At 68.5% G+C, this 25891-nt stretch carries 25 protein-coding genes; 13 read left to right on the top strand and 12 right to left on the bottom strand.

Features of this window, described 5'->3' with window-relative positions; translation table 11 throughout:
• The first annotated feature begins 37 nt into the window (after nucleotides 1-37).
• Nucleotides 38-664 carry a response regulator transcription factor gene (locus AC1DMS_RS17730; protein ID WP_015867895.1) on the top strand — a complete coding sequence of 209 codons (627 nt, stop codon included), beginning with the start codon at nucleotides 38-40 and terminating at the stop codon, nucleotides 662-664.
• A gap of 4 nt (nucleotides 665-668) precedes the next feature.
• On the opposite strand, the gene AC1DMS_RS17735 is transcribed toward AC1DMS_RS17730, so the two are convergent.
• From AC1DMS_RS17735 to AC1DMS_RS17745, 3 genes are all read right to left on the bottom strand, one after another.
• Nucleotides 669-1232, bottom strand: coding sequence for an OmpA family protein (locus tag AC1DMS_RS17735; protein ID WP_018903529.1), 564 nt, complete (start codon nucleotides 1230-1232; stop codon nucleotides 669-671).
• Between the two features lie 98 nt (nucleotides 1233-1330).
• Complete coding sequence (locus AC1DMS_RS17740) at nucleotides 1331-1990, bottom strand: YiaD family glycine zipper/OmpA-like lipoprotein (RefSeq protein WP_015867893.1); 660 nt, start codon at nucleotides 1988-1990, stop codon at nucleotides 1331-1333.
• 197 nt (nucleotides 1991-2187) lie between these two features.
• Nucleotides 2188-2352 (bottom strand): hypothetical protein, encoded by a 165-nt coding sequence (locus tag AC1DMS_RS17745; RefSeq protein ID WP_278879239.1) that lies wholly within the window; start codon nucleotides 2350-2352, stop codon nucleotides 2188-2190.
• Between AC1DMS_RS17745 and mltA the strand changes: the two genes are divergently transcribed.
• Nucleotides 2351-3499 (top strand): murein transglycosylase A, encoded by a 1149-nt coding sequence (mltA, locus tag AC1DMS_RS17750; RefSeq protein ID WP_015867891.1) that lies wholly within the window; start codon nucleotides 2351-2353, stop codon nucleotides 3497-3499. The two genes, AC1DMS_RS17745 and mltA, sit on opposite strands and share 2 nt — an antisense overlap.
• Before the next feature lie 109 nt (nucleotides 3500-3608).
• On the top strand, nucleotides 3609-5870 hold the full coding sequence (locus tag AC1DMS_RS17755; protein WP_478181540.1) for a PhoX family protein: 2262 nt from the start codon (nucleotides 3609-3611) through the stop codon (nucleotides 5868-5870).
• Nucleotides 5871-5894: 24 nt separating this feature from the next.
• Here the strand turns inward: AC1DMS_RS17755 and AC1DMS_RS17760 are convergent, their stop codons facing one another.
• Complete coding sequence (locus AC1DMS_RS17760) at nucleotides 5895-6359, bottom strand: Lrp/AsnC family transcriptional regulator (RefSeq protein WP_015867889.1); 465 nt, start codon at nucleotides 6357-6359, stop codon at nucleotides 5895-5897.
• 105 nt (nucleotides 6360-6464) lie between these two features.
• On the opposite strand from AC1DMS_RS17760, the gene mdeB reads away from it, so the two are divergent.
• The 10 genes from mdeB to AC1DMS_RS17810 all read left to right on the top strand — a co-directional run bounded on the left by mdeB (nucleotide 6465) and on the right by AC1DMS_RS17810 (nucleotide 18238).
• A complete protein-coding gene (gene mdeB, locus AC1DMS_RS17765; RefSeq protein WP_478181541.1) occupies nucleotides 6465-9131 on the top strand; it encodes an alpha-ketoglutarate dehydrogenase in 2667 nt (888 codons plus the stop codon).
• 67 nt (nucleotides 9132-9198) lie between these two features.
• Complete coding sequence (locus AC1DMS_RS17770) at nucleotides 9199-9975, top strand: FadR/GntR family transcriptional regulator (RefSeq protein WP_436301040.1); 777 nt, start codon at nucleotides 9199-9201, stop codon at nucleotides 9973-9975.
• 175 nt (nucleotides 9976-10150) lie between these two features.
• A complete protein-coding gene (locus AC1DMS_RS17775; RefSeq protein ID WP_307593331.1) occupies nucleotides 10151-11473 on the top strand; it encodes an MFS transporter in 1323 nt (440 codons plus the stop codon).
• A gap of 16 nt (nucleotides 11474-11489) precedes the next feature.
• Nucleotides 11490-12413 (top strand): L-threonate dehydrogenase, encoded by a 924-nt coding sequence (gene ltnD, locus AC1DMS_RS17780; RefSeq protein ID WP_436301826.1) that lies wholly within the window; start codon nucleotides 11490-11492, stop codon nucleotides 12411-12413.
• 21 nt (nucleotides 12414-12434) lie between these two features.
• A complete protein-coding gene (denD, locus tag AC1DMS_RS17785; protein WP_478181542.1) occupies nucleotides 12435-13457 on the top strand; it encodes a D-erythronate dehydrogenase in 1023 nt (340 codons plus the stop codon).
• A 3-nt stretch (nucleotides 13458-13460) separates the two neighbouring features.
• Nucleotides 13461-14729: a 3-oxo-tetronate kinase gene (gene otnK / locus AC1DMS_RS17790; RefSeq protein WP_478181543.1), complete on the top strand. Its 1269-nt coding sequence runs from the start codon at nucleotides 13461-13463 to the stop codon at nucleotides 14727-14729.
• A gap of 336 nt (nucleotides 14730-15065) precedes the next feature.
• A complete protein-coding gene (locus tag AC1DMS_RS17795) occupies nucleotides 15066-15734 on the top strand; it encodes a class II aldolase/adducin family protein (RefSeq protein WP_015867882.1) in 669 nt (222 codons plus the stop codon).
• 25 nt (nucleotides 15735-15759) lie between these two features.
• On the top strand, nucleotides 15760-16578 hold the full coding sequence (otnI, locus tag AC1DMS_RS17800) for a 2-oxo-tetronate isomerase (protein ID WP_478084440.1): 819 nt from the start codon (nucleotides 15760-15762) through the stop codon (nucleotides 16576-16578).
• A complete protein-coding gene (locus AC1DMS_RS17805; protein ID WP_478080905.1) occupies nucleotides 16575-17774 on the top strand; it encodes an amidohydrolase family protein in 1200 nt (399 codons plus the stop codon). The genes otnI and AC1DMS_RS17805 overlap by 4 nt, the downstream gene beginning before the upstream one ends.
• Nucleotides 17771-18238 carry a RidA family protein gene (locus tag AC1DMS_RS17810; RefSeq protein ID WP_015867879.1) on the top strand — a complete coding sequence of 156 codons (468 nt, stop codon included), beginning with the start codon at nucleotides 17771-17773 and terminating at the stop codon, nucleotides 18236-18238. The genes AC1DMS_RS17805 and AC1DMS_RS17810 overlap by 4 nt, the downstream gene beginning before the upstream one ends.
• Here AC1DMS_RS17810 and AC1DMS_RS17815 read toward each other — a convergent pair.
• The 8 genes from AC1DMS_RS17815 to AC1DMS_RS17850 form a co-directional block, all read right to left on the bottom strand.
• On the bottom strand, nucleotides 18231-18893 hold the full coding sequence (locus AC1DMS_RS17815) for a TetR family transcriptional regulator C-terminal domain-containing protein (RefSeq protein WP_018905243.1): 663 nt from the start codon (nucleotides 18891-18893) through the stop codon (nucleotides 18231-18233). The two genes, AC1DMS_RS17810 and AC1DMS_RS17815, sit on opposite strands and share 8 nt — an antisense overlap.
• Nucleotides 18890-19867, bottom strand: a complete 978-nt coding sequence (locus AC1DMS_RS17820) for a PDR/VanB family oxidoreductase (RefSeq protein ID WP_478080907.1) — start codon at nucleotides 19865-19867, stop codon at nucleotides 18890-18892. The genes AC1DMS_RS17815 and AC1DMS_RS17820 overlap by 4 nt, the downstream gene beginning before the upstream one ends.
• 25 nt (nucleotides 19868-19892) lie before the next feature.
• Nucleotides 19893-20483: an NAD(P)H-dependent oxidoreductase gene (locus tag AC1DMS_RS17825; RefSeq protein ID WP_015867876.1), complete on the bottom strand. Its 591-nt coding sequence runs from the start codon at nucleotides 20481-20483 to the stop codon at nucleotides 19893-19895.
• Nucleotides 20484-20628: 145 nt separating this feature from the next.
• On the bottom strand, nucleotides 20629-21657 hold the full coding sequence (locus AC1DMS_RS17830) for an ABC transporter substrate-binding protein (RefSeq protein WP_015867875.1): 1029 nt from the start codon (nucleotides 21655-21657) through the stop codon (nucleotides 20629-20631).
• 201 nt (nucleotides 21658-21858) lie between these two features.
• Nucleotides 21859-23223, bottom strand: coding sequence for an FAD-binding oxidoreductase (locus tag AC1DMS_RS17835; protein WP_478080908.1), 1365 nt, complete (start codon nucleotides 23221-23223; stop codon nucleotides 21859-21861).
• A 4-nt stretch (nucleotides 23224-23227) separates the two neighbouring features.
• Nucleotides 23228-24112: an ABC transporter permease gene (locus tag AC1DMS_RS17840; RefSeq protein WP_015867873.1), complete on the bottom strand. Its 885-nt coding sequence runs from the start codon at nucleotides 24110-24112 to the stop codon at nucleotides 23228-23230.
• Nucleotides 24090-24890, bottom strand: a complete 801-nt coding sequence (locus AC1DMS_RS17845; RefSeq protein ID WP_478080909.1) for an ABC transporter ATP-binding protein — start codon at nucleotides 24888-24890, stop codon at nucleotides 24090-24092. Before AC1DMS_RS17845 ends, AC1DMS_RS17840 begins: the two co-directional genes overlap by 23 nt.
• Before the next feature lie 13 nt (nucleotides 24891-24903).
• Nucleotides 24904-25725: a creatininase family protein gene (locus AC1DMS_RS17850; RefSeq protein WP_018905237.1), complete on the bottom strand. Its 822-nt coding sequence runs from the start codon at nucleotides 25723-25725 to the stop codon at nucleotides 24904-24906.
• Between the last annotated feature and the right edge of the window lie 166 nt (nucleotides 25726-25891).

Raw genomic sequence — 25891 nt, forward strand, 5'->3', positions numbered from 1 at the left:
CCCGCGCTTTTGTGCCCGTTTCTGGAATCGACATGACATGCAACCGCTGATCGACGGCCTGATCTTCATCGTGGACGACGACGCCAGCGTGCGCGAGGCGCTGGCCTGGCTGCTGCGCTCGCGCCGCCTCGAAAGCGAGCACTTCGCGAGCGCCGAGGCCTTCGAGCTGCGCCTGGCCGAAGGCCCGCTGCCCGACCAGCCGCTGTGCCTGCTGCTGGACGTGCGCATGCCCGGCACCAGCGGCCTGGTGCTGTTCGACCGGCTCGCCGAGCGCGGCCTGCTGGACGCCATGCCGGTGATCTTCCTGACCGGCCATGCCGACGTGCCCACGGCCGTGGATGCGGTGAAGCGCGGCGCCTTCGACTTCTGCGAGAAGCCGTTCTCCGACAACGCCCTGGTCGACCGCATCGAGCAGGCGCTGGGCGCTTCGCTGCGGGCGCTGGAGGTGCGGCGCGTGCGGCGCAGCCTGGCCGGCCGCGTCGCCGAACTGACCGAGCGCGAGCGCGACGTGATGCGGCTCGTGGTCGAGGGCCTGCCGAACAAGCTGATCGCCGATCAGCTGGCCATCAGCGTGCGCACGGTGGAGGTCCACCGCGCACGCGTGTTCGACAAGATGGAAGTGAAATCGGCGGTCGAGCTGGCCAACCGCCTGCGGGATCTCTAGAAGATCAGACCTTTTCCGCGACGAAGATCTCGACGCGGCGGTTCTGGGCCCGGCCGGCCGGCGTGCCGTTGTCGGCGATCGGCTCGCGCGAGCCGCGGCCGTCGGTGGTGATGGCCGTGGTCGAGACGCCGCGGCTCACCAGGTGGTTGCGCACGCTGTCGGCGCGGCTCACCGAGAGGCGCTCGTTGCCTTCCTCGCTGCCGGTGTTGTCGGTATGGCCCACCACGCGCACGCTGGCCGCGGCCGCGCTGCGCAGGCCTTCGGCCACCTTGTCGAGCACCTGGGCCAGGTTGCGCTTGACGTTGGCGCGGCCCACGTCGAACGACAGTTCATTGGGAACCACGAGATGCAGCTGGTTGTCCGCGGTCTGCTCGATCACCACGCCCGTGCCCTTGGTGGAACTTTCCAGCTCGGTCTTGAGCGCCGCCAGGCGCGCGGTCCAGCTGTTGGCCGGTGCAGCCGCCTGGGCGGCCGGCGCGGCGGCCGATCCCGGCGCGGGCGATTGCGAGGCGCACCCCGCAACGAACAATGCGGCCGCAGCCGCACCCGAAACAACAAGCTTCCTCATGAGTTTTTCCCTCTTTGTGAACATGAAACGATGACGATGGGCGCCGGCCGCTCCCGCACGGCCGGCTTTGTTTTTATTTACTGCATCAGCCGATCCGGTCAGCCCCGCGGCGCGCGCTCGCCCACGTAGATCTCGACGCGGCGGTTCTGCGCCCGGCCGGCATCGCTGTTGTTGTTGGCGATCGGTTCGTGCGAGCCGCGGCCTTCGATGCGGAAGGCGGCGGCGCTCACGCCGCGCGCCACCAGGTAGTCGCGCGTGCTGGCGGCGCGGTCGACCGACAGCGGGTTGTTGATGGCGTCCGAACCGGTGTTGTCGGTGTGGCCGATGATGCGCACCTCGGCGTTCGGGTTGTTGCGCAGGCCGCTCGCGAACTGGTCGAGCACCGGAGCGAAGTTGGACTTGATGTTGGAGCGGCCCACGTCGAAGGAGACGTCGCTCGGGATCTGCAGCTTGAGCTCGTTGTTCGGGGTTTGGGTCACGGCCACGCCGGTGCCCTGGGTGGCGGCTTCCATCTGGCGCTTCTGGTTTTCCATGCGCTGCGACCACAGGTAGCCGCCGAGCGCGCCGGCTGCGGCGCCGACCACGGCACCCGTGCCGATGGCGCCGCGGTTGCCGCCGGTGGCGGAGCCGATGGCGGCGCCGCCGAGCGCGCCGATGCCGGCGCCGATGCCGGTGTTGCGCTGGGTGTCGGTCATGCCGCCGGCGCAGCCGGACAGGACGAGGGCGGCAGCGGTGGTGGCGAGTACAAACTTTTTCATGGCAATCCCTTTCAAGGTTGAATCAGGCGGGCCACAGCTTAGCCTCGGCGAGCATGCGATGGTACGGCCTTCCCAACTTGCAGGAAAGAGGAAAACTTTCTGCAAAGGCCCGTGTTTGCTGCGATGATTGCTACTAAAGTAATAGCTATTGGGCTGTTCTCCGACATTCCGCTGCGGTCCCGGGCTACGCAAGGAATTCACGCTTCGGGCGGGAGATTCTTCTTTTCGTTGGCTCCCTTGCCATCGGCGGCGTCGTCGTCGTCGTGCAGCTCGCCTTTTTTTCGACCGGAAAACATGGTCCACCAGACGATCAAGATGAACACGAGCCCGGCCCCGAGAGCTTCAAGCAAAATCAAACCCATGAGAAATGGACTCCAGTGGCTGGTTGGGCTCGCGATCGTAGCAACGCTGGCCGGCTGCTCGGTCGCCCCGCGTGCGCCCGACACCCCGGCCCGGCCGGCCGCCACGCCGCCGCGCGAGCTCGGACCGCTGACCGGTTCGCTCGCGCATCCCAAGAGCCGGTGGGTGCCAGTCGGCTGGTCGGAGCTGCCGGGTTTCGGCGACGACCCGCTGCACGAAGCCTGGATTGCGCTCCTGGCCAACTGCGCGCGGCCCAACGCCGCCTTTGCGCCGCTGTGCCGCGAGGTGCGCCAGCTGGCCATCGCCACGCCCGAGGAGCAGCGCCAGTGGATGACCGAGCGGCTGCAGCCCTACCGCGTCGAGTCGCTCGCGGGCTCGAGCGAAGGCAAGCTCACGAGCTACTACGAGCCGGTGTACGAGGCCTCGCGCGTGCCCACCGCCGCCTTCAACATTCCGATCTACCAGGCGCCCGACGGCCTGGTGCCGCGGCGGCCCTGGTACACCCGCCAGGAAATCGAAACCCTGCCCGAAGCCCAGGCCGCGCTGCGCGGCCGCGAGATCGCCTGGATGGCCGACCCGATCGACGCGCTGATGCTGCACATCCAGGGCTCGGGGCGCCTTCGCATCACCGAGGCCAACGGCGTGCAGCGCACCGTGCGCGTGGCGTACTCGGCCACCAACGAGCAGCCGTACAAGAGCGTGCAGCAATGGCTGATCGGCCAGGGGGTGACCAAGATCGGCAAGTGGCCCGACGACACCAAGGCCTGGGCCGCGCAGAACCCGCAGCGCGTGACGCAGCTCCTGTGGAGCAATCCGCGCTACGTGTTCTTCCGCGAGGAGACCATGAGCGAGCTCGATGCGGCCTTCGGCCCGCGCGGGGCCCAGGGCGTGCCGCTGACGGCCGGGCGCTCCATCGCGGTCGACCGCGACAGCATCCCGTACGGCACGCCGGTCTGGCTCGCGTCGAGCGGGCCGGCGGCGCAGCTGCAGAAGCTGGTGGTGGCGCAGGACACCGGCAGCGCCATCGTCGGCGCGGTGCGCGCGGACTACTTTGCCGGCACCGGCGCCGACGCCGGGCGCCTGGCCGCCAGCATGAACCAGCCGCTGCGCCTGTGGGCGCTGTGGCCGCGGCAGACGCCGGCGCCCTGAGCGCCAAGCAGATGCGCCTGACCGCGGGCTGAGCGTTTCACGCGGGTGTCATGCGAATTGCCTAACTTCGCGGGTTGATTTCCTTTTCAACCCACGAAAGCGATTGCGCATGACCGCAAACACCCGTACCGACGCCAACGGCATCGATCTTGACGACGTTGGCACCAATCCCACTGCGAACCCCTCCTTCACCGACCTGATCGCCTCGCGCCTCCGCCGTCGCCATCTGTTCGGCCTGGGCGTCGGCACCGCCGGCACCGCGCTGCTGCAGGCGTGCGGCGGCGGTGGCGGCGGCGGCACGGCTTTCCCGATCATTCCGCCCGCACCGGCACCCGCTCCCGCGCCGGCGCCTGCACCGACCCCCGCGCCGGCGCCCACGCCGATGAAGCTCGGCTTCAATGCCGTGGCCAAGGGCCTGGCCGACGTGGTCACCGTGCCCGCCGGCTACACCGCCAGCGTGCTCTATCGCCTGGGCGACCCCATCGCCGCGGGCGTGGCCGCCTACAAGAACGACGGCACCGACGATCCGGCCACCTATGACCGGCGCGCCGGCGACCACCACGACGGCATGACCTTCTTCGGCATGAACGCGTCGAACAAGTGGGACGCCGCCAGCGCCGCGCGCGGCCTGCTCGTGATGAACCACGAAGCCATCACGCCGCTGTTCCTGCACCCCGCCGGCCAGACCATCAGCGGCACCGGCAATGCGGCGGTGCGCACCTCCGCCGACGAAGTGCTGCGCGAGTTCTACCTGCACGGCGTGAGCGTGATCGAGATCAACAGGAGCGGCAGCGCCTGGAGCTACAAGCAGGACTCGAGCTTCAACCGCCGCGTCCACACGCTGACCGAAATGGCGTTCTCGGGCCCGGCCGCCAAGACCGACTACCTGAAGACCAAGTACTCGACCGACGGCAGCAAGACCCGCGGCACGCTCAACAACTGCGCCAACGGCACCACGCCCTGGGGCACCTACCTGACCTGCGAAGAAAACTGGGCCGGCTATTTCCGCCGCATCAAGGCCACCGACGACCCCAGCCGCACGGCGAAGGAAATCGCCGCGTTCACCCGCTACGGCGTGGCCAGCACCGGCCGCGAACTCTGGGCCACCGTCACGCCCGACACGGCCGACAACCTCTATGGCCGCTGGAACGCCCAGGTGGTCGGCGCCACCGCCACCGACGACTTCCGCAACGGCGCCAACACCTACGGCTGGGTGGTCGAGATCGATCCCTTCAACCCCTCCAGCACCCCCAAGAAGCGCACCGCGCTCGGCCGCTTCGGCCATGAAGGCGCCTGCCTCGGCCCGGTCGTGGTCGGCAAGCCGCTGGTCTGGTACATGGGCGACGACTCGCGCAACGAGTACATCTACAAGTTCGTCTCGACGAAGAACTGGGATGCGGCCGACGTGGGCGGCGGCACCGCGGCCGGCGACAAGTACATGGACGACGGCCGCCTCTACGTGGCCAAGTTCAACGCCGACGGCACCGGCGCGTGGCTCGAGCTGAAGCTCGGCGTGAACAACATCACCGCGAGCAATCCGGCCTACGCCTTTGCCGATGCCGCCGACGTGGTGGTCAATGTGCGCCTCGCGGCCGACGCCGCCGGCGCCACAAGGATGGACCGCCCCGAGTGGACGGCCGTCAACCCGAAGACCGGCGAGGTCTACGTCACGCTCACCAACACCAACGCCGCATCGCGCCCCATCACCGCCACCGACGGCGCCAACCCGCGCTTCTACAACGACCCCAAGGGCCCCACCGCCACCGCGCAGACCGGCAACCCCAACGGCCACATCGTGCGCTTTGCGGACGAGGGCGGCGACCCCGCCGCGCTGGCCTTCAAGTGGGACGTGTACCTGTTCGGCGCGCGCGCCACCGCCTCGGCCGACATCAACGTGTCGCAACTGAGCGCCGACAACGACTTCTCCAGCCCCGACGGCATGTGGTTCAGCCACGCCACCGCCGGCCTGCTCTGGCTGGAGACCGACGACGGCGCCTACACCGACGTCACCAACTGCATGCTGCTGGCCGCGCTGCCGGGCAAGGTTGGCGACGGCGGCGCCAGGACCATCACCAACGTCGACGGCGCCACCACGCGCACGCAGGACACCTTCGTGGGCAAGGCGCCCGGCGCCGACGGCCTGCGCCGCTTCCTGGTCGGCCCGAAGGATTGCGAGATCACCGGCATTGCCGAGTCGGGCGACGGCCGCGCGCTGTTCGTGAACATCCAGCATCCGGGCGAAACCACCCCCGCGGCGAGCATCGGCGACCCGACCAAGTTCGGCAGCCATTGGCCCGAAGGCGGCAGCGCCCGCCCGCGCTCGGCCACGGTGGTCATCACCAGGGACGACGGCGGCCTGATCGGCCTCTGATCGGCCGCGCGCTGCCGCTGCTTCCTACCGGGGCAGCGGCAGCGCCGTCTTGTAGCGCACCTGCTTGAGCGCAAAGCTCGAGCGGATCTTCTCGATGCCTGGAATCGGCGTGAGCTGTTCCAGGATGAATTTCTCCAGCGCCGCCATGTCGGCCACGGCGATGCGGATCAGGTAGTCGCTGTCGCCCGTCATCAGGTAGCACTCCATCACCTCGTCGTGCTCGGCAATGCGCTGTTCGAAGTCGGCGAGCGACTGCTTGCTCTGCGTCGTCAGGCTGATCGAGATGAACACGTTGAGCCCCAGGCCCAGCGCCTTGGCGCTCGCGAGCGCCACGTAGCGGTCGATCACGCCATTCGCCTCGAGCATCTTCACGCGCGCGAGGCACGGCGAGGGCGACAGGTGCACGCGGCGCGCGAGTTCCACGTTCGACAGCGCGCCGTCGCGCTGCAGTTCGTCGAGGATGCGCAGGTCGATCGTGTCCAGTTGCATGAAATGCCGCCAAATGAAGAATTGCCGGAATTTTATGCTGCGAGGCGCGCATGGGATTGGCTGCACCGGTAGCTAATTTGCCGCATGGCGGCCTAAAGTGCCGACATGAACGCCCCCATTTCCGCCGACCAGATGCGCGCGCTGCTGCCCGACGCGCCGCTCTCGCACGACCCCGACCCCGCCGAGACCGCCGAATGGCGCGAGGCCTTCCTGGCACTGGCCCAGGCGCACGGGCCCCAGCGCGCGCGGCAGATGCTGGCGGAGCTCGCCCGCCTCGCGCGGCAGCAGCGCATCGGCTGGCAGCCCGAGCTGGCGACGCCGTACGTCAACACCATCGCGGTGGAAGACCAGCCGCCGTTCCCGGGCGACCTGGCCGTCGAGGAGCGGCTGGCTTCGCTGATGCGCTGGAACGCGCTCGCGATGGTGGCGCGCGCCAACCAGGCCTATGGCGAGCTCGGCGGCCACATCGCGAGCTATGCGAGCGCGGCCGATCTGTTCGAGACGGGGTTCAACCATTTCTTCCATGCGCGCAAGGATTCGGGCGAAGGCGCGCACCGCGGCGACCTGGTGTTCTTCCAGCCGCACAGCGCACCCGGCGTCTATGCGCGCGCCTACCTCGAAGGCCGCCTGACCGAAGAAGACCTCAAGCACTACCGCCAGGAACTCACCGCCCCCGCCTTCACCGAAGGCCGCGGCGCGCGCGGCCTCAGCAGCTACCCGCATCCCTACCTGATGCCGGACTTCTGGCAGTTCCCGACCGGCTCGATGGGCATCGGCCCGATCAGCTCGATCTACCACGCGCGCTTCATGCGCTACCTCACGCACCGCAACCTCTTGAACTGCGAAGGCCGCAAGGTCTGGGGCGTGTTCGGCGACGGCGAGATGGACGAGCCCGAATCGATGAGCGCCCTCACGCTGGCCGCGCGCGAAAAACTCGACAACCTCGTGTGGGTCGTCAACTGCAACCTGCAGCGCCTGGACGGCCCGGTGCGCGGCAACGGCCGCATCATCGACGAGCTCGAGAAGCTCTTTGCCGGGGCAGGATGGAACGTCATCAAGCTGGTCTGGGGCAGCGACTGGGACGGGCTCTTCGCGCAGGACGTGAGCGGTGCGCTGGCGCGCGTGTTCGCCGAAACCGTCGACGGCCAGATGCAGACCTTCGCGGCCAAGGACGGCCGCTTCAACCGCGACAACTTCTTCGGCCAGAACCCCGAGCTCGCGCGCCTGGCCGAAGGCATGACCGACGAGCAGATCGACCGCCTCAAGCGCGGCGGCCACGACCTCGTGAAGATCCATGCCGCCTATGCCGCCGCGGCCGCGCACAAGGGCCGGCCCACCGTGATCCTCGCCCACACCAAGAAGGGCTACGGCATGGGCAGCGCCGCGCAGGGCAAGATGACCACGCACTCGCACAAGAAGATGGGCGACGTCGACCTCATCGAATTCCGCGACCGCTTCAGCCTGCCGCTGACCGATGCGCAAGCCATTGCGATGGACTTCTACCGCCCGCCCGAAGACAGCGCCGAGATGAAGTACCTGCGCAGCCACCGCGAAGCGCTCGGCGGCGCCATGCCGCGCCGCGAGACGGCCTGCGAGGTGGTGCCCAAGCCTGAGATCGCGAGCTACGCCCAGTTTGCGACGGCGGCCGCCGGCAAGGAAATGAGCACCACCATGGCCTTCGTGCGCATGCTGGGCAACCTGCTCAAGGACAAGGCGCTGGGCCCGCGCATCGTGCCCATCGTGGCCGACGAGGCGCGCACCTTCGGCATGGCCAACCTGTTCAAGCAGGTCGGCATCTATTCGAGCGTGGGCCAGCGCTATGCACCCGAGGACATCGGCTCGGTGCTGAGCTACCGCGAAGCCACCGACGGCCAGATCCTCGAGGAAGGCATCAGCGAAGCCGGCGCCATCGCAAGCTGGACCGCAGCCGCCACCAGCTACAGCGTGCACGGCCTCGCGATGCTGCCCTTCTACATCTACTACTCGATGTTCGGCTTCCAGCGCGTGGGCGATGCGATCTGGGCCGCGGCCGACCAGCGCGCGCGCGGCTTCCTGCTGGGCGCCACCTCGGGCCGCACCACGCTCGGCGGCGAAGGCCTGCAGCACCAGGACGGCACGAGCCACCTCGTGGCCGCGACCATTCCCAACTGCAAGGCCTACGACCCGGCCTTTGCGGGCGAGATGGCGGTGATCGTCGACGCGGGCATCCGCGAGATGATGGTCAAGCAGAAGGACGTGTTCTATTACGTCACGCTCATGAACGAGAACTACGCGCAGCCCGATGTGCCGCAAGGCGCGGAGGCCGGCATCCTGCGCGGCTGCTATCGCTTCGGCGTGTATGCGCCAACCTCGGGCAAGGCGAAGAAGAAGGTCACGCTGATGGGCTCGGGCGCGATCCTCACCGAGGTGGTCAAGGCCGCGCAGCGGCTGGCCGATGAAGGCATCGAGGCCGAGGTGTTCAGCGTCACGAGCTGGAGCGAGCTCGCGCGCGACGGCGTGGCTTGCGAGCAGCGCGCGATTGCGGGTGAGAAGGAAGCGGGCGTGCCGTTCGTCGCGCAGCAGCTCGGCGCCGGCAAGGCGCCGATCATCGCCGCCACCGACTACGTGCGCGCCGTGCCCGAGAGCGTGCGCGCCTTCCTGCCCGAAGGCCGCCGCTACCTCACGCTCGGCACCGACGGGTTCGGCCGCAGCGACACGCGCGCGGCGCTGCGCAGCTTCTTCGGGGTGGACGCGGCGAGCATCGCGAACGCGGCACGCCACGCGCTCGGCTGAGTCCCGCGGGCGGCGCCTCGTCGTTCGGGCCTGCGTTAGAGTCGCAGGCCCCCTCCCTTTCGCGCCCATGACCGCCCGCTTCCAATCCATCGCTCCCGGTGCCCGCCTCGCCGACCAGGTGGCCGACGCCTTGGCCGCCGAAGTGCGCAGCGGTCGCCTGTCCGAGGGCGACCGCCTGCCGACCGAGAGCGCGCTGGCCGAGCAGTTCGGCGTGAGCCGCACGGTGGTGCGCGAGGCGGTGTCGCGGCTCAAGTCGCTGGGGCTGCTCGATTCGCGCCAGGGCAGCGGCGTGTACGTGCGCGCCGCGGGCGTGGAGCCGCTGCGCTTCGAGATGCCGCACGTGGCCTCGCGCGAAGCGGTGATCCAGATGGTCGAGCTGCGCCGCGCGCTCGAGGCCGAGGTGGCCGCGCTCGCGGCCGAGCGCCGCACGCCCGACGACGTGCAGCGCATCCGCGACGCCATCGACGCGCTGCATGCGGCCGTGGCCGCGGGCGGCAACGGCGCCGAGGAAGACGTGCGCTTTCACCGCGCCATTGCCGAGGCCGCGCGCAATCCGTTCCTGGTCGGCACGCTGCAGTACCTGCGGCAGTTCCTGCACGGCGCCACGCGCGTCACACGCGCCAACGAGGCGCGCCGCGCCGACTTCGCGCGCGAGGTGGCGCAGGAGCATGCGCGCATCGTCGAGGCCATCGAGGCCGGCGATGCGCTGCGGGCGCGCGAGGCGGCCAAGTCCCACATGGACAACGCGATCCGCCGCATCGAGCAGGCCGACCCCGCCTTCTGGCAGCAGGAGGGCGCGCAGCTCGCGCGGCCGCTGGTCGAAGGCTGGCCGCTCGGCAGCTGAGCGGCCGCGACACACAAGCTCACCAAAAAGGCGCTGCGGACGAGGGCGCCTGCGGGTTTACCCGAGGCAAAGCTCCGAGGTCAAATTTGTATGATGACCTGACAAATAAGGCGACGGCCGCGCGAGCCAGCGGCGGCAAGGCCTCTTTCTCATCCAAAGCGGGACAAACCTTCTCATGACTTCCTCCACCCTACCGGTCGGCGCACTGCCCGTGCCCGCCGACGCCGCGCTCGAGAAGCGCACCTATGCCAAGGTGTTCTGGCGCCTGGTTCCCTTTTTGATGCTGTGCTACGTGGTCGCCTACCTCGACCGCGTGAACGTGGGCTTTGCCAAGCTGCAGATGGGGCAGGACCTGGGCTTCAGCGAAACGGTGTTCGGCCTGGGCGCGGGCATCTTCTTCCTCGGCTACTTCCTGTTCGAGGTGCCGAGCAACCTGCTGCTCAACCGGGTGGGCGCGCGCATCTGGATCGCGCGGATCATGATCACCTGGGGCGTGCTGTCGGCCTGCTTCGTGTTCGTGGAAACGCCGAGCAGCTTCTACATCCTGCGCTTTCTGCTCGGCGTGGCGGAGGCGGGCTTCTATCCCGGCGTGATCCTCTACCTCACGCACTGGTATCCGGCGCACCGGCGCGCGCGCGTCATCGCGGTGTTCATGTCGGCCATTCCGGTCGCGGGCATCTTCGGCAATCCGCTGTCGGGCTGGATCATGGACGCCTTCCACGGCGTGTCGTCGATGCACGGCTGGCAGTGGATGTTCATCATCGAGGCCGTTCCGGCCGTGCTCGTCGGCGTGATGGTGCTGCTCTACCTGGACAACGGCATCCAGCATGCACGCTGGCTCTCGCCCGAGGAAAAGAGCCTGCTGCAGCGCGAGGTCGAGCGCGACCAGGCGCATGGCGCCAAGGGCCCGCACTCGGTGGCCGCCATGTTCCGCGACATGCGCGTGTGGTGGATGGCGCTCATCTACTTCGCCTTCGTGATGGGCCAGTACGCGCTGACCTTCTGGCTGCCCACGCTGGTCAAGGCCACGGGCGTGAAGGGCAACCTGCACATCGGCCTCTTGAGTGCCATTCCGTTCATCTGCGCGATCGTCGCGATGAACCTCTTCGGCCGCAGCGCCGACCGCCGGCAGGAGCGCCGCTGGCACCTGATCGTGCCGGCGCTGATGGGCGCGGTGGGCTTCACGGTGGCGGCGTCGTACACGCAGAACACGGTCGTGTCGCTGGCCTTCCTCTCGCTCGCGGCGGCCGGCGTGCTGACCTGCGCGCCGCTCTTCTGGTCGCTGCCCACCGCCTTCCTCTCGGGCACGGCGGCGGCGGCCGGTATTGCGGCCATCAATTCGGTGGGTAATCTTGCGGGGTTCGCGAGCCCCTACCTCATCGGCTACCTGAAGGACCTGACGGGCAGCACGCAGATCGGCATGTACGTGCTGGCCGGTGCGCTGGTGCTCGGGGCCATCGGCGTGTGGCTCACGCCCAAGCAACTCGTCAACAGATGATCGAAAGAACCCTCACATGACTTCCAACATCCCAACACCCGCCGTCGGCGTCGTGGGCCTCGGCGCCATGGGCAGCGGCATGGCGCAGTCGCTGCGCCGCGCGGGCTACGAGCCGCACGTGTTCGACGTGCGGCTGGACGTGGCCCACGCCTTTGCGCGCGACGGCGGCGTGGCCTGCGACACGCTGGCCGCGCTCGGCGCGCAGTGCGACATCGTGGTTTCCGTGGTGGTCAATGCGGCGCAGACCGAATCGGTGTTGTTCGGCGATGGCACCACGCCCGGCTGCGCGGCGTCGATGAAGCCTGGCAGCCTGTTCGTGATGTGCTCCACCGTCGACCCGAACTGGTCGGTCGCGCTCGAGGCGCGCCTGGCCGCAAAGGGCATCCTGTACCTCGACGCGCCGATCTCCGGCGGCGCCGCCAAGGCCGCGAGCGGCCAGATGACGATGATGACCGCGGGCACGCCCGCGGCTTACGAAAAGGCCGGCGCCGTGCTCGACGCGATGGCGGCCAAGGTTTATCGTCTGGGCGACCGCGCAGGGGCGGGCAGCAAGGTCAAGGTCATCAACCAGCTGCTGGCCGGGGTGCACATTGCCGCGGCGGCCGAGGCCATGGCGCTGGGCCTGCGCGAAGGCGTGGACCCGGCCGCGCTGTACGAGGTCATCACGCACAGCGCGGGCAACAGCTGGATGTTCGAGAACCGCATGGCGCACGTGCTGGCGGGCGACTACACGCCGCTGTCGGCCGTCGACATCTTCGTGAAGGACCTGGGCCTGGTGCTCGACGTGGCGCGTGCCAGCAAGTTTCCGCTGCCGCTCTCGTCCACCGCGCACCAGATGTTCATGCAGGCCTCCACCGCGGGCTTCGCGCGCGAGGACGACAGCGCGGTCATCAAGATTTTCCCCGGCATCGAACTGCCGGCTGCCGACAAGAAAGCCTGAAGTCAAAGGAAGACAAGCACCATGAACATTCTCATCACCGGAGGCTGCGGTTTCGTCGGCGCGCGGCTCGCGCGCACGCTGCTCGCGGGCGGCCCGCTGGCACTGGCGGGCGGCGCGGCCCGGCCCGTCTCGCGCATCACGCTGGCCGACCGCGTGGCGCCGCCCGCCGACCTCGCGGCCGACGCGCGCGTGCAGTTCGTGCAGGGCGACCTGTACGAGCAGGCCACCAGCGGCGCGCTGCCGCTGGCCGACACGCACGCCGTGTTCCACCTGGCCGCGGCCGTGAGCGGCGAATGCGAGGCCGACTTCGACCTGGGCATGCGCAGCAACCTGGACACCACGCGCGCGCTGCTCGACGCCTGCCGCCGCGCGGGCCATGCGCCGGTGTTCGTGTTCTCCAGCTCGGTCGCGGTGTTCGGCGATTCGCCCGAGCAGCGGCTGCCCGCGGTGATCGAGGACACCACCTTGCCGACGCCGCAGAACAGCTACGGCATCCAGAAGTTCATCGGCGAGCAACTGGTGGCCGACTTCACGCGCAAGGGTTTCGTGCAGGGCCGCAACGTGCGGCTCATGACGGTCTCGGTGCGGCCGGGCCGGCCCAACGGCGCGGCCTCCAGCTTCCTGAGCGGCATGCTGCGCGAGCCGCTGGCGGGCGAACGCGCGCGCTGCCCCGTGGCACCTGAGACAGCGGTCGCGCTCGCGTCGCCCGGCAACACCGTCGCGGGCATCGTGCGCGCAGCCACGGCCAGCGCCGCCGAATGGGGCGCACGCACCGCCGTCAACCTGCCCGCGCTGACCACCACCGTGCGCGAGATGGCCGATGCGCTCGAACGCATCGCCGGCAAGGAAGCCACCGGGCTGATCGACTGGGAGCCCGACGCGGCCATCGCGAAGATCGTGACCAGCTGGCCCAGCCGCATCCACGCCGCGCGCGCCGAGGCGCTGGGCCTCGCGGCCGACGCGAGCTTCGACGCCATCCTGCGCGACTACGTGCGCGAGAACCCGCAGGCGGTGAAGCTGCCTGTCGTCGCCACCAAGGATTGAGCCATGGCCAAGTTGCTGCTCGGCTGCATCGCCGACGACTTCACCGGCGCGACCGACCTCGCCAACAACCTCGTGCGCGCCGGCATGCGCGTGGTGCAGGCGATCGGCGTGCCGGCCACGCCGCTCGATGCGGAAGTCGATGCGGTGGTGGTCGCGCTCAAGTCGCGCACCATCGCATCGGCCGAGGCCATCGCGCAATCGCTCGATGCGCTGCGCTGGCTGCAGGCGCAGGGCGCACAGCAGATCTACTTCAAGTACTGCTCCACCTTCGACAGCACGCCGCAAGGCAACATCGGCCCGGTGACCGAGGCGCTGATGGAAGCGCTGAAGTGCGACTTCACCATCGCCACGCCCGCCTTCCCCGACAACAAGCGCACCGTGTTCAAGGGCTACCTGTTCGCCGGCGAGGTGCTGCTCAATGAGAGCGGCATGCAGAACCATCCGCTCACGCCCATGACCGACCCGAACCTGGTTCGCGTTCTGCAGGCGCAGTGCACGCGCAAGGTCGGGCTGATCGACCACACGGTGGTGGCGCGGGGCGCGGCGGCCGTCACGGAGCGCATCGAGCAACTCCGAGGCGAGGGCGTGTCGATCGCCATCGTCGATGCGGTGTCGAACGACGACCTGCTGCGCCTGGGCCCGGCGCTCGCGAAGAAGCCGCTGGTCACGGCGGGTTCGGGCGTGGCCATCGGGCTGCCGGCCAACTTCGGCCTTGCGCCGTCGTCGCAGGCCAGTGCGCTGCCGGCGGCCGGCGGACTGCGCGCCGTGGTGTCGGGCAGCTGCTCGCTGGCCACCAACCGGCAGGTGCTCGACTTCATCCAGCGCGGCGGCGCGGCGCTGGCCGTGGATCCGCTGCGCATTGCCGCGGACGTGGATGTCGCGGCCGAGGCATTGGCCTGGGCCGCGCCGCTGGTCGAGAAGCAGCCGGTGCTGGTCTATTCCACGGCCGAGGCCGGCGCCGTGAAATCGGTGCAGGGCAAGCTCGGTGTCGAGGAGGCCGGCGCAATGGTCGAGCGCACCATTGCCGCGATTGCGCGCGGCCTGGTCGAGCGGGGTGTGCGCCAGCTGGTGGTGGCGGGCGGCGAAACCTCCGGTGCCTGCGTTCAGGCACTGGGCATCGCGCAGATGCAGATCGGCCCGCAGATCGATCCGGGGGTGCCGTGGTGCCATGCGCGCACGGATGTCGAAGGCTTGCCGGTGCACATTGCGCTGAAGTCCGGGAACTTCGGGGGGGACGATTTTTTCACCAAGGCCTTTACAGTGCTTGGATGATGTTCATGCTCGGTGTCTTTTCAGGGCGCGCTCCCGCCGACGGGGTACCTTGCTCCGCGAATGTCCCCCGCCCTTCGGGCTCCTCCTTTATTTCGCTGCGCAAGGCACCCCATCAGCGGGAGCGTTGCAAAGAGCGGTGGTTGATCAGCGGTACACCATGAGCGTGCCCAGGTGCACAGAGCATCGGGTGCTCCCCGCAGCGAAATCAAGGAGGAGGCCGCAGGCCGGGGGACATTCGCGGAGGGGAGTACCCGGTGATCTGTGCACACGCCCCGGACAACAGCACCCTGAACAAGACCGCCCGAACACAGCCAAACTCGCGCAGTTAAAAAAGACATGAAAGAAACCCAAGCCCGAGAAGAAATCTGCCGAGTCGGCCGCAGCCTGTTCGAACGCGGCTACGTGCATGCCACCGCGGGCAACATCAGCGTGCGGCTGGACGATGGTTTTCTGATCACGCCGACCGATGCCTGCCTGGGTTTTCTCGACCCCGCGCGTCTTGCCAAACTCGACGCGCAAGGCCAGCAGACCGGCGGCGACCGCGCCAGTAAGACCATCGCGCTGCACACGCGCATCTACGCCGCCGCCCGCAAGTTCGATGCAGGCACGGCCTGCGTGATCCACACGCACAGCACGCACTGCGTTGCGCTCACGCTGGCGAACACGCCGGGCGACGAGCTGCTGCCCGCGCTCACGCCGTACTTCGTCATGAAGGTCGGCCACGTGCCGCTCATTCCGTACCACCGCCCCGGCGCGCCCGAGGCGGCCGAACTCGTGGCGCAGGCCATCGAGCGCCATGGCGCGGCCGGCACGCCGATTCGCGCCGTGATGCTCGAACGCCTCGGCCCCAACGTGTGGCACGAGAGCCCGGCCGCTGCCATGGCCGTGCTCGAGGAACTCGAGGAAACCGCCAAGCTCCAGCTGCTTGCCGGCCCCGCCAGGCCCGAGCCGCTCGGCAATGAACAGATCGATGAACTGCGCCGCATCTTCGGTGCGCGCTGGTAGCCGCCAGTAGTAGTAAAAACACGCCATGCCCCAATTCGCCGCCAACCTCTCGATGCTCTATCCGGAGCTCAACTTCCTCGACCGCTTCGAAGCCGCCGCGAAAGACGGCTTCAAGGCCGTCGAATATCTTTTTCCCTATGCCTTCGCAAAGGAAGAGCTCGCCGCGCGGCTCCAGCACAACGGCCTGCAGCAGGTGCTCTTCAACGCCCCTCCGGGCGACTGGGACCGCGGCGAGCGCGGCCTGGCCTGCCTGCCGGGCCGCGACGCCGAATTCCGCGAAGGCATGGCCAGCGCCATCGACTACGCCGTGGCGCTCGGCTGCCCGCGCATCCACGTCATGGCGGGCCTGGTGCCCGAAGGCCTGGAGCGCGAGGCCGTGCAGCCCGTGTACGTCGACAACCTGCGCTGGGCCGCGGCCGAGGCGGCCAAGGCCGGGCGCGACGTGCTGATCGAGCCCATCAACACGCGCGACATCCCGCGCTTCTTCCTCAACCGGCAGGACCATGCGCACGAGATCGTCGACATGGTGGGCGCGACCAACCTCAAGGTGCAGATGGACCTGTACCACTGCCAGATCGTCGAGGGTGACGTGGCCATGAAGATCCGCAAGTACCTGCCCACCGGGCGCGTGGGCCACATCCAGATTGCCGGCGTGCCCGAGCGCCACGAGCCCGACATCGGCGAGCAGAACTACCCCTACCTGTTCGACCTGATCGACGAGGTGTCGGCGCAGTCCGGCTGGCAGGGCTGGGTCGGCTGCGAGTACCGGCCCCGGCGCGGCTCGGAACCCGGCGGCACCTCGGCGGGGCTCGGCTGGCTGCGAGCGCTGCAACAGCGCGCATGAAACTCGAGTCGCTGCGCATTCCGTCGCGGCTGCGCGGCTTTGCCGCGGGCGATGCCCAGGTCTTCGACGTCACGCTGGCCGGCGACAGGGTGCAGGCCGTCGCGCCGAGCGCATCGCAGTCGCAGGCGCGCGGCACCTTGCTGAGCGCGCTCGTCGAGGCGCATGCGCACATCGACAAGAACTACACCGTGCAGGAAGTCGGCGCGGCCGAGGGCAACCTGTTCGCGGCCATCGACCGCATGGCGAAGCACCGCGCGGGCTGGAGCGGCCAAACGCTGCGCCCGCGCATGGAGCGCGCGCTGCACGAGGCCTGGCAGTCGGGCACGCGCGCGCTGCGCACCCACATCGACTGGGTGGAGGGCGAGCCGCCCGCCGCGCTGGCGGTGTTCGAGGCGCTGCGCGAAGAGTGGCGCGGCCGCATCGAGCTGCAGTTCGTCTCTCTCACGCCGCTCGACCTGTTCGCGGACCTCGCGGCCGGCGAGCGCATTGCGCGCGAGGTGAAGCGCGCGGGCGGCGTGCTGGGCGCCTTCGTGTATCGCAACGAAGGCCTGGTGCACAAGCTGGGCCGCGTGTTCGACCTCGCGCAGGACCACGGCCTGGGCCTCGACTTCCATGTCGACGAGGGTCTCGACGCCGACGCGAGCGGCCTGCGCAGCATTGCGCAGCTGATGCGCGCGCGCGACTTCCGGCGCGGTGTGGTCTGCGGCCACTGCTGCTCGCTGGCGATGCAGGACGATGCCGTTGCCAACGAGACGCTGGCGCTGTGCGCGGGCGCCGGCATCCACATCGTCGCGCTGCCGACCACCAACCTCTACCTTCAGGGCGCCTGGGACCGCACGCCCGTGCCGCGCGGCATCACGCGCATCCGCGAGGCGGCGGCACGGGGCTTGCGTGCGAGCCTGGCTACGGACAACGTGCAGGACGCCTTCTATCCCTATGGCAGCTACGACCTTCTCGAAACCTTCGGCCTCGGTGTGCAGATGGCGCACCTCGCGCCCGCGGACGAATGGCTCGACGCGATCACCGTCAGCCCCGCGAAGGCGCTCGGCCTGGCATGGGACGGCCGCATTGCGCCGGGCTGCCCCGCGGACCTGGTGCTGCTCGCGGCCACCGGCGAGCATGAGCTGGTCGGCCCGCGCGGGCGCCGGCGCACCGTGATCCGTGGCGGTCAAGAAATTCTGGAGCAGACACGATGAGCATGGGCAAGCCAATGGCCAACTACGCCGCCGCCAAGCGCGTGGGCGATTTCGTCTTCATGAGCGGCGTGGTTGCGGTCGACCCGGCCACGCGCCGCGCCGTGGCCGGCTACGAGGCCCTGCCCGAGGAAGGCCGCACGGCCCTGCAGGGCCTGGGCTATGCCACGGGCCAGATGTCGGTCGACATCTTCGAGGCGCCCATCGTGGCGCAGAGCTGGTTCGTGCTCGAGCGCATCCGCCAGATCGCGGCCGAGCATGGCGGCACCATGGAAGACGTGGTGAAGCTGGTGCAGTACTTCCGCCAGCTGCCGCACTACGCCTTCTACAACCGCGTGCGCGGCCTGTTCTATCCGGGCGAGCCGCCGGTCAGCACGGTGGTCGAGGTGTCGCGCTTCCTGCCGGGCGACGAGGTGCTGGTGGAAGTGGAAGCCACCATGTACCTGCCGCAGCACCGCCCTACCTGACGCCCGCGCCTTTCAGCAGGAATTCGGTCACCTGCTCGATCAGGTAGCGCCGGTCCTTGTCGTCGCCTTGCTGCGCCACATTGCGGAAGTAGGCCGCCTGCGTGGCGTGGTCGGCATAGAACTGCGTCACCGCCCAGATGTGGAACAGCACCAGCATCGGGTCGGCCTTGTCCATCAGGCCCTGGTTCATCCAGTTCTGGATCACGGCGGCGGCCTGGTCGGTGCGCTGCTTGCTCGTGTCCATCATGGCGTTGAGCACCGGCGCGCCGCGCATCATCTCGGCCGTGAAGATGCGCGAGCGCAGCGGGTGCTCGAACGAGAACACCATCTTGCGGCGGATCAGGTCGCCCAGCACCTTGCGCGGGCCGAAGGCCTCGTCGGCAAAGCCGAACACCACGATCCAGTCGTTGAGGATGTCCTGCAGGATCTGCCGGTAGAGCGCTTCCTTGCTTTCGATGTAGTAGTGCAGCTGCGCCTTCGAAAGCCCGGCCTTGTCGGCAATGGCCTGGGTCGATGCGCCGGCCAGGCCCTCGCTTGCGAACACCTCGATGGCGGCCCGGTTGATGAGGCCGAGCACCTGCGTGTACTTGCGCGAGCGGCCGCGCGTGGCGGGCGCCTCGCTGTCGCTTTCTCTTTCCTCTTCTCCGATGCTCACAGCTGCAGCACCAGTTCCCGGCCCTTGGCGCGCGAGCAGCACAGGGCCACCTTGTGGCGCCGCTCGCTGCCCGTGAGACAGAAGTCGCGGTGCTCCGCGCCTTCGCCATCGCCCTCGACCACGCAGGTGCCGCACAGGCCCTGCTGGCACGACACCGGAATGTCGATGCCCACTTCGTGCAGCGCATCGACGGCGGTCTGGTCGGCCGCCACCGGCACGCTGATGCCGCGCTGCGCGAGCTTCAGCGTGAAGGGCAGGCCGGTGCTCGCGTTCGCATCGGTGGGGGCGGCGAAGTATTCGGCGTGCAGCGTGTCCTCGGGCCAGTGCGCCGCGGCCTCGCGCACCGCCTTCATGAAGCCGCCGGGGCCGCAGACATACAGGTGCGTGTTGGGTGCGCGCTCGGCCAGCAGTGCGCGCAGGTCGATGCGCTGGCTGGCGCCGCCCTGGTCGAGGTGCAGGCGCAGGTGCGGCGCCAGCGCGGACGAATGCAGCGCATCGGCAAAGGCCAGGTGCTCCTCGCTGCGCGCGAACACGCAGAGCGTGAACGAGGCACCGCGCGCCGCGAGCGCCTGCGCCATGGCCAGCAGCGGCGTCATGCCGATGCCGCCGGCCATCAGCAGATGGTGCCCGGCCTCTTCGCGCAGCGCAAAGGTGTTGCGCGGCACGCTGATCGCGAGCAGGTCGCCTTCGCGCACGCGCTCGTGCATCGAGGCCGAGCCGCCGCGGCTTTGGGCCTCGCGCTTGACGCCGATCACGTAGGACGCCGCGGCGTGCGACGGCGCGTTCGAAAGAGACCACCGCGCCAGCGAGTACTGGCGCGAGAAGCCGCCGGGCATGTGCACGTCGATGTGCGCGCCGGCCTCGTAGCCCGGCAGCGTGCGGCCCCACGGATGGGCCAGCTCGAAGGCCAGGATTTCCGGCGTCTCGCGCGAGATGCGTTCGACGCGGACGGTGAGCGTGCGTTCGAGGCTCATGGTGGGGTCTGTCTCCTCTGTCCTGCTAGATGCTCTGCAGCTTGCGCGCAACGCGTTCGATGAAATGGCTGCGGTCGCGCGCGGTGACGGCGTTCATGTCGTGCAGCTGCAGCCACGTGACCTTGCAGCGCCATGCGAACAGCGCCCGCAGCGCGCGCGTGAAGAGCCGCCGGCCCGGGTCGCCGATGAGCATCACGAACCAGCGCGGCGAGCCGCCCGTGGTCACCACCGTCAGCCGCCGGATGTGCCGCATGCCCGACCTCGCGAGCTGTCCCTTGCGCTCTGCCGGCAGGAAGGCCACGCCCGGCAGCCACACGCGCTCGAGCCAGCCCTTGAGCATCGACGGCGGCCCATGGAACCAGGTGGGATAGACGAACACCAGGTGCTCTGCCCACAGCAGCGCTTCGACGTGCGGTTTGACGCGTTCGCGGATCAGTTCGGGGTTGTCGAGGTAGGCGATGCGCTCTTCGCGCGTCAGCGTGGGCTCGAAGCCTTCGGCGTAGAGGTCGATGGCCTTGACGGGGTGCCGCGGCTCGAGGGCCTCGAGCGCGGTGCGGTAGAGCGCGTGGTTGAAGCTGTCAGGGTTCGGATGGCAGTGGACGACGAGCGTTTTCATGAGGAGGGCCGGTTCGCCGGTTCGGCGAGACGGGGTCAGAGCCCAGGGAATGAAGAGCCGCGCAGTGCCTTATGGCAACCCAGGCGCCGGCATCTGACCCCGGCGCAAGCCCCGCGCGGCCCACGGGAGAAAAAAATCGGCGCGCCTACTTTCCAGCGAGCTTCTTGCGGATGTCGAGACCGACGCCCTTGTTGACGAACTGCGTGGTCACGACCTTCGAGAGGTCGACTTCGCCCGGCTTGTAGAGGCCGGCCTTCACCATCTTGTCGTAGAAGTCCTTCACGCGGGCCTCGTCCATTGCGCCGATGCCCTTGGCGAGCGATTCGCCGCTGTCGACGATGCCCATCTTCTTCATGAGCTCGATGGAGCCTTGGGACGCGGCGACGGGCGAGTCGGGGTTGATCTTGGCGATCATCTCGTTGGCGGCCTTGTTGTCGCCGTAGAGGTAGTTGTTCCAGCCGATGATCGAGGCCTCGACGAACTTGCGCACGGTCTCGGGCTTGGTCTTGACGAGGTCGGCCCGCGTTTCGATGGTGGTCGAGTAGGTCGAGAAGCCGTTGTCGGCCAGCAGCTGCACCACCGGGTCGAAGCCGGCCTGGGCCTTGATGGAAAGCGGCTCGGAGATGGCGTAGCCCTGCTGGATGGATTTCTTGTCCGCGAGGAACGGGCCCACGTTGAATGTGTAGGGCTTGAGCTGCGAATCCTTGAAGCCGTGTTCCGACTTCATCCACTGCCAGAAGCTGAACTGGCCGTCCTTGCCGATGAAGGCCACGGGCGCCTTGGCCATGTCCTTGAAGGTGTCGAAGCCCTGTCCCGGATGCGCGAACATGGCCTGCGGGTCTTTCTGGAAGAAGGCCGCGACCACGACGGTGGGCACGCCGTTCTTCACGTTGTCGAAGGACTGCAGCAGGTTGCCGGTCATGAGGAAGTCGATCTTGCCGGCCGGCAGCATGGGCCGGTTGTTGACCATGGGTCCGCCCTGCTGGATGTCGACGTCGAGGCCGTACTTCTTGTAGGTGCCGTCCACCAGCGCCTGGTAGAAGCCGCCGTGGCCGGCCTGCGCCTTCCAGTTGGTGGCGAACACCACTTTTTCCTGCGCCTGTGCGGCGAAGGCAGCAGCCGCGAGGGCGAGGGCTAGGGCAAGCGGACGGATGGTCAGAGCGGGAACGTGCATGGCAGTGGACTCCTGGTGTGAATTCGACGGGATATTTTCATGTCAGCTTGCCATTGTTCGATGGCAAGCGCTGTTGTTCGGGGCGCGTGCACAGGCCACCGGGTACTCCCCTCCGCGAATGTCCCCCGTCGGCGGGAGCGCGCCCTGAACAGCAAGCAGCCCTCGAAGCCAACCAAACGGATAACAAGACAACGCTTCATTTCAACGCTCGACAGCCATCTCGGAAGTCCAGCCGCGCGTCTTGCCGGGGTTCATGAGCCCCATCGGATCGCTGCGCTTCTTGAACTCGATCTGCTGCGTGTCGATGGTCTTCATGCCGCCGTCCTCGATGGTCACGACATGCGGATTGAAGATCTTGCAGCCGCCCTGCGACTCGATCTCGCGGATCACCTCGTACTGGTGGGCTTCGCCCTTCCAGCGCACCAGCAGGATGCCGAAGGTGCCGCATTCGCCGCCGGCGCGCGCGAAGTCCTGGTGCTGCAGCACCTCGTCGCCGAAGATTTGCAGATGGCGCTCGACCACCGCCGGGTCGAAGGGCTGGGCGTAGGCCACCTGCAGGTAGGTCCAGCCGCGGTCGGCCTTGAGCGCCTGCAGCGTCGTGTGGTTGAACGCGCATTCATAGGCGGGCGGAAGGCCCTCGGCGAGCAGCTCGGGCTCGGTGCCGGCAACCGAGAGGGTGCCGCCATGCGCGGCGGCCAGTACGCGGAATTCTTCCATCGACTCCGGCGAGACCATGGTGAAGGCCGCATGCCGGTCAGAAGGAAAGCGGTCGCGCATCGCCGTGTAGTAGGGCGAGAAGCGCGCTTCGACCGTGGAGAGCAAAAAGATGTCGAGCGTCGGCGCCTGCGCCGCAATGCCGAAATCGAGCGCGCCGCGGTACGTCTCGAACAGCACCGTGCAGTGCACCCACTCGACCGCCGGACTCAGCGCCACTTCCACGTCGAGGATCACGCCATTGGTGCCGTAGGCGTGGTGCACCTGCTGGATCTCGTCGCCGTGCAGCTCGATGATGCGCGGCTCGCGCTCCACCGTCATCACGCGCGCGCGCAGCAGGTTGCCGGGGTCGCGCAGGATGCCGTGGCGGAACGAGCCGATGCCGCCGAAGCCGCCCGCGATGAAGCCGCCGATGGTGGCCACGTGCCAGGTCGAGGGCCACATGCGCAGCGCCTGGCCGGTTTCGCGCGCCGCAAGGTCGATGTCGTGCATGCGCGCGCCGGCCTCCACGCGGATGCGGCCCTCCTGGATGTCGAGCACGCGGCACATCTGCGTCACGTCGAGCACGATGCCGCCTTCGAGCGGCACGCACTGGCCGTAGTTGCCGGTGCCGCCGGCGCGCACGGTGAGCGGCAGCTTCCACTTGGCGGCTACGGCGGCCGCCTGGCGCACGTCGTCCTCGGTGCTGACCTTGACGACGAGATCGGCCACGCAGCCCGCGAGCTGCGCGCTGAGGATGGGGCTGTACCAGTAGAAGTCCTTGGACAGCTGCTTGCGCTGGGCCGGCGCGGTGATCAGGTTGAGCCCGCGCAGATCGGCGCGCACGGCCTCCCAGTCGGTGGCGGCGTGCATGGCCCTAGCGTTCACGGCGCATCTCGCTTTCATGCCAGTGGCCGAGCACGAGACGCGACAGTGCCGCGAACACGATGAAGATCACGATGCCGAGCAGGGACACCAGCAGCAGCGCCGCGAACATCATCGGGATCTCGGTGCGGAAGCTCGATTCGAGGATGCGCGAAGCCAGCCCCGTCTCCTTGCCCGCGGTGCCGGCCGTGAACTCCGCCACCACCGCACCGATCAGGCTCAGGCCGCCCGCGATCTTCAGGCCCGCCATGAAGTAGGGCAGCGCGCTCGGCGCGAGCAGGTAGCGGAAGGTCTGCCACGGCGAGGCCTTGTAGAGCTGGAACAGGTCGCGCAGGTTGCTGTCGGCGCTTTTCAGGCCGATGACGGTGTTCGACAGGATCGGGAAGAAGGCCACGATCCACGCGCACAGCAGGAGCGCCGCGGTGGTGCTCGACACGTAGATCAGTATCAGCGGCGCGATCGCGATGATCGGCGTCACCTGCAGGATCACGGCGATCGGGAACAGGCCGATCTCCACCCACTTGAAGAGCGCGAAGGCAATGGCCAGCAGCACGCCGCCCACGATGGCCGCGCCGAGCGCGAGCAGCGTGAGCTTCACCGTGAACCACAGCGCGCTGGAGAGCGAGCCCCAGTTGTCGAACAGCGTGCGAAGAATGAGCGAAGGCGCGGGCAGGATGTAGTGCGGGATGTTGTTGGCGCGCACCATCCATTCCCAGGCCAGCAGCAGCGCAATGACGATGCCCGCGGGCACCGCGATGCGCAGCATCGACTCGCGCCGGCGCAAGCCGTCTTCGTGTGCGCGCAGCGCGGCCTCGGAGGGCGCCGTGTCCGCGTCCGCGAGCGCGGCGGGCTCATCAGTGATCGATGTCGACGCCATGCAGGGCTCCATGCAGGGATTGCGACACGGCGGTGCAGTGCGCGTTGTAGCGGCTCGAGGTGCGGAATTCCTCGCCGCGCGGATAGGGCTCGTCGATGCGGATCTCGTCGATCACGCGGCCCGGGCGCGCGGCCATCACCACGATGCGGTTCGAGAGGTACACCGACTCATACACGCTGTGGGTGACGAACACCACCGAGAAACGGTGCTCGCGCCAGATCGCGAGCAGGTCGTTGTTGAGCTTGATGCGCGTCATCTCGTCGAGCGCGGCAAAGGGCTCGTCCATCAGCAAGAGGCGCGGATGCGTGACCAGCGCGCGCGCGATCGACACGCGCATCTTCATGCCGCCCGAAAGCTCGCGCGGGTACACGCCCGCAAAGCGCGAGAGGCCGACCATCTCGAGCGCCTGCTGCACCACCGGCGCGGCCGCATCGCGGCTCTGGCCCGCGAGCTTGAGCGGCAGCCAGACGTTGTCGAACACCTTGGCCCAGGGCATGAGCGTGGGCTCCTGGAACACGAAGCCCAGGTCGCGGTCGCTCTGCGTCTTGCCGGTGTTGGCGCCGGACCACTGCATCTCGCCCGAGCTGAGCCGGGTCAGGCCGGCGATCAGCCTGAGCGCGGTGCTCTTGCCGCAGCCCGAGGGGCCGAGAAAGCTGATGAAGTCGTGCTCGCCGATGTCCAGCGTCATGCCCTGCAGCGCGAGCGTGCCGTTGGCAAAGCGCTTGCTGACATGACGCAGGCTGACCAGCGGCGAAGAAGAGGTCGCGAGGCTTTCCATGGTGGGTGCGAGCCTAGCGCCAGGCAGGTTCGTTGGCGAGGCGCGACAGCGGGAAGCGGTCCACCTCCTGCAGCAGCTCCACGAAGCGCCGCCCCACGTGGTCGAGCACCGCGGCGCCCTTCTCGGCGGTGGCGCGCGTGGCGTCGCCGGCCGCGCCCGCGGGGTTGATGTCGTGCATCTGCCAGCCGAGCTTGCCGCTGGGCGTGATCGAGAGGAATTGGTTCTCGGCGGCGAGGTCTTCGGTCATCGAGCGGAAGTTGCGGAACTGGTCGGGACGCACGTCGTTCGGCGCGAGGTGCAGCATGACCGAGCTTTCCAGGTCGCCGGCATGGATGCCGTGCTTGCCCTCGTGCGCGGTGAAGAGCCCCTCGGGCAGGCCCAGCGTGTACCAGTTGGCGGCCACGACCATCATGCCGTGTTCCTCGCGCAGGTCGCGCGCCACGATGTCCATCACGCTCATCTGCCCGCCGTGGCTGTTGTAGAGCACCAGCTTGCGCACGCCGGCCTTCGCCACGCAGGCGCCGATGTCCTTCCACAGCGCGATCAGCGTGGTGGCCGAGACGGTGAGCGTGCCCGGGTAGCGCGAATGCTCGTTGCTCTTGCCGTAGGCCACGGTGGGCAGGAAGAGCACCGGCAGGTCGCCCGGCAGGTGCGGGAGCGTGGCGCGGACCATGCCGTCGATGGTGGCGGTGTCGGTCGACATCGGCAGGTGGGGGCCGTGCTGCTCGGTCGCGCCCACCGGCAGCACGGCGATCAGCCGTTCGCGGTCCAGGCGGGAGAACTCTTCGCTGGTCAGGTCGGACCAGAAGCGGCTGCGCAGGGGGTGCGGGTTCATCGTGGCGTACCTCGTGATGGCGGGCAACAGGGGCGGGATGATGAGTTAAATTATCCAATCGGTCAAAAAAAGATGGCTCGGCAATAACCCCCATGCCGCTGCCGCGTGAAATGCGGCGGCCACTTGATGGCGGCCTTCCATGGGCATATAAGTCATCCATGGTTCC

This window comes from Variovorax sp. 05T418, from assembly GCF_056396385.1.

What these genes read in the sequence shown, in the direction of transcription:
- AC1DMS_RS17825 (WP_015867876.1), bottom strand. Translation starts at nt 20,483, where the DNA reads ATGAAAACGCTCGTCGTCCACTGCCATCCGAACCCTGACAGCTTCAAC.
- AC1DMS_RS17730 (WP_015867895.1), top strand. Translation starts at nt 38, where the DNA reads ATGCAACCGCTGATCGACGGCCTGATCTTCATCGTGGACGACGACGCC.
- AC1DMS_RS17820 (WP_478080907.1), bottom strand. Translation starts at nt 19,867, where the DNA reads ATGAGCCTCGAACGCACGCTCACCGTCCGCGTCGAACGCATCTCGCGC.
- AC1DMS_RS17850 (WP_018905237.1), bottom strand. Translation starts at nt 25,725, where the DNA reads ATGAACCCGCACCCCCTGCGCAGCCGCTTCTGGTCCGACCTGACCAGC.
- ltnD (WP_436301826.1), top strand. Translation starts at nt 11,490, where the DNA reads ATGACTTCCAACATCCCAACACCCGCCGTCGGCGTCGTGGGCCTCGGC.
- denD (WP_478181542.1), top strand. Translation starts at nt 12,435, where the DNA reads ATGAACATTCTCATCACCGGAGGCTGCGGTTTCGTCGGCGCGCGGCTC.
- AC1DMS_RS17835 (WP_478080908.1), bottom strand. Translation starts at nt 23,223, where the DNA reads ATGCACGCCGCCACCGACTGGGAGGCCGTGCGCGCCGATCTGCGCGGG.
- AC1DMS_RS17760 (WP_015867889.1), bottom strand. Translation starts at nt 6,359, where the DNA reads ATGCAACTGGACACGATCGACCTGCGCATCCTCGACGAACTGCAGCGC.
- mltA (WP_015867891.1), top strand. Translation starts at nt 2,351, where the DNA reads ATGAGAAATGGACTCCAGTGGCTGGTTGGGCTCGCGATCGTAGCAACG.
- AC1DMS_RS17745 (WP_278879239.1), bottom strand. Translation starts at nt 2,352, where the DNA reads ATGGGTTTGATTTTGCTTGAAGCTCTCGGGGCCGGGCTCGTGTTCATC.
- AC1DMS_RS17805 (WP_478080905.1), top strand. Translation starts at nt 16,575, where the DNA reads ATGAAACTCGAGTCGCTGCGCATTCCGTCGCGGCTGCGCGGCTTTGCC.
- otnK (WP_478181543.1), top strand. Translation starts at nt 13,461, where the DNA reads ATGGCCAAGTTGCTGCTCGGCTGCATCGCCGACGACTTCACCGGCGCG.
- AC1DMS_RS17770 (WP_436301040.1), top strand. Translation starts at nt 9,199, where the DNA reads ATGACCGCCCGCTTCCAATCCATCGCTCCCGGTGCCCGCCTCGCCGAC.
- AC1DMS_RS17795 (WP_015867882.1), top strand. Translation starts at nt 15,066, where the DNA reads ATGAAAGAAACCCAAGCCCGAGAAGAAATCTGCCGAGTCGGCCGCAGC.
- AC1DMS_RS17735 (WP_018903529.1), bottom strand. Translation starts at nt 1,232, where the DNA reads ATGAGGAAGCTTGTTGTTTCGGGTGCGGCTGCGGCCGCATTGTTCGTT.
- AC1DMS_RS17775 (WP_307593331.1), top strand. Translation starts at nt 10,151, where the DNA reads ATGACTTCCTCCACCCTACCGGTCGGCGCACTGCCCGTGCCCGCCGAC.
- AC1DMS_RS17830 (WP_015867875.1), bottom strand. Translation starts at nt 21,657, where the DNA reads ATGCACGTTCCCGCTCTGACCATCCGTCCGCTTGCCCTAGCCCTCGCC.
- AC1DMS_RS17740 (WP_015867893.1), bottom strand. Translation starts at nt 1,990, where the DNA reads ATGAAAAAGTTTGTACTCGCCACCACCGCTGCCGCCCTCGTCCTGTCC.
- AC1DMS_RS17755 (WP_478181540.1), top strand. Translation starts at nt 3,609, where the DNA reads ATGACCGCAAACACCCGTACCGACGCCAACGGCATCGATCTTGACGAC.
- AC1DMS_RS17845 (WP_478080909.1), bottom strand. Translation starts at nt 24,890, where the DNA reads ATGGAAAGCCTCGCGACCTCTTCTTCGCCGCTGGTCAGCCTGCGTCAT.
- AC1DMS_RS17810 (WP_015867879.1), top strand. Translation starts at nt 17,771, where the DNA reads ATGAGCATGGGCAAGCCAATGGCCAACTACGCCGCCGCCAAGCGCGTG.
- otnI (WP_478084440.1), top strand. Translation starts at nt 15,760, where the DNA reads ATGCCCCAATTCGCCGCCAACCTCTCGATGCTCTATCCGGAGCTCAAC.
- AC1DMS_RS17840 (WP_015867873.1), bottom strand. Translation starts at nt 24,112, where the DNA reads ATGGCGTCGACATCGATCACTGATGAGCCCGCCGCGCTCGCGGACGCG.
- mdeB (WP_478181541.1), top strand. Translation starts at nt 6,465, where the DNA reads ATGAACGCCCCCATTTCCGCCGACCAGATGCGCGCGCTGCTGCCCGAC.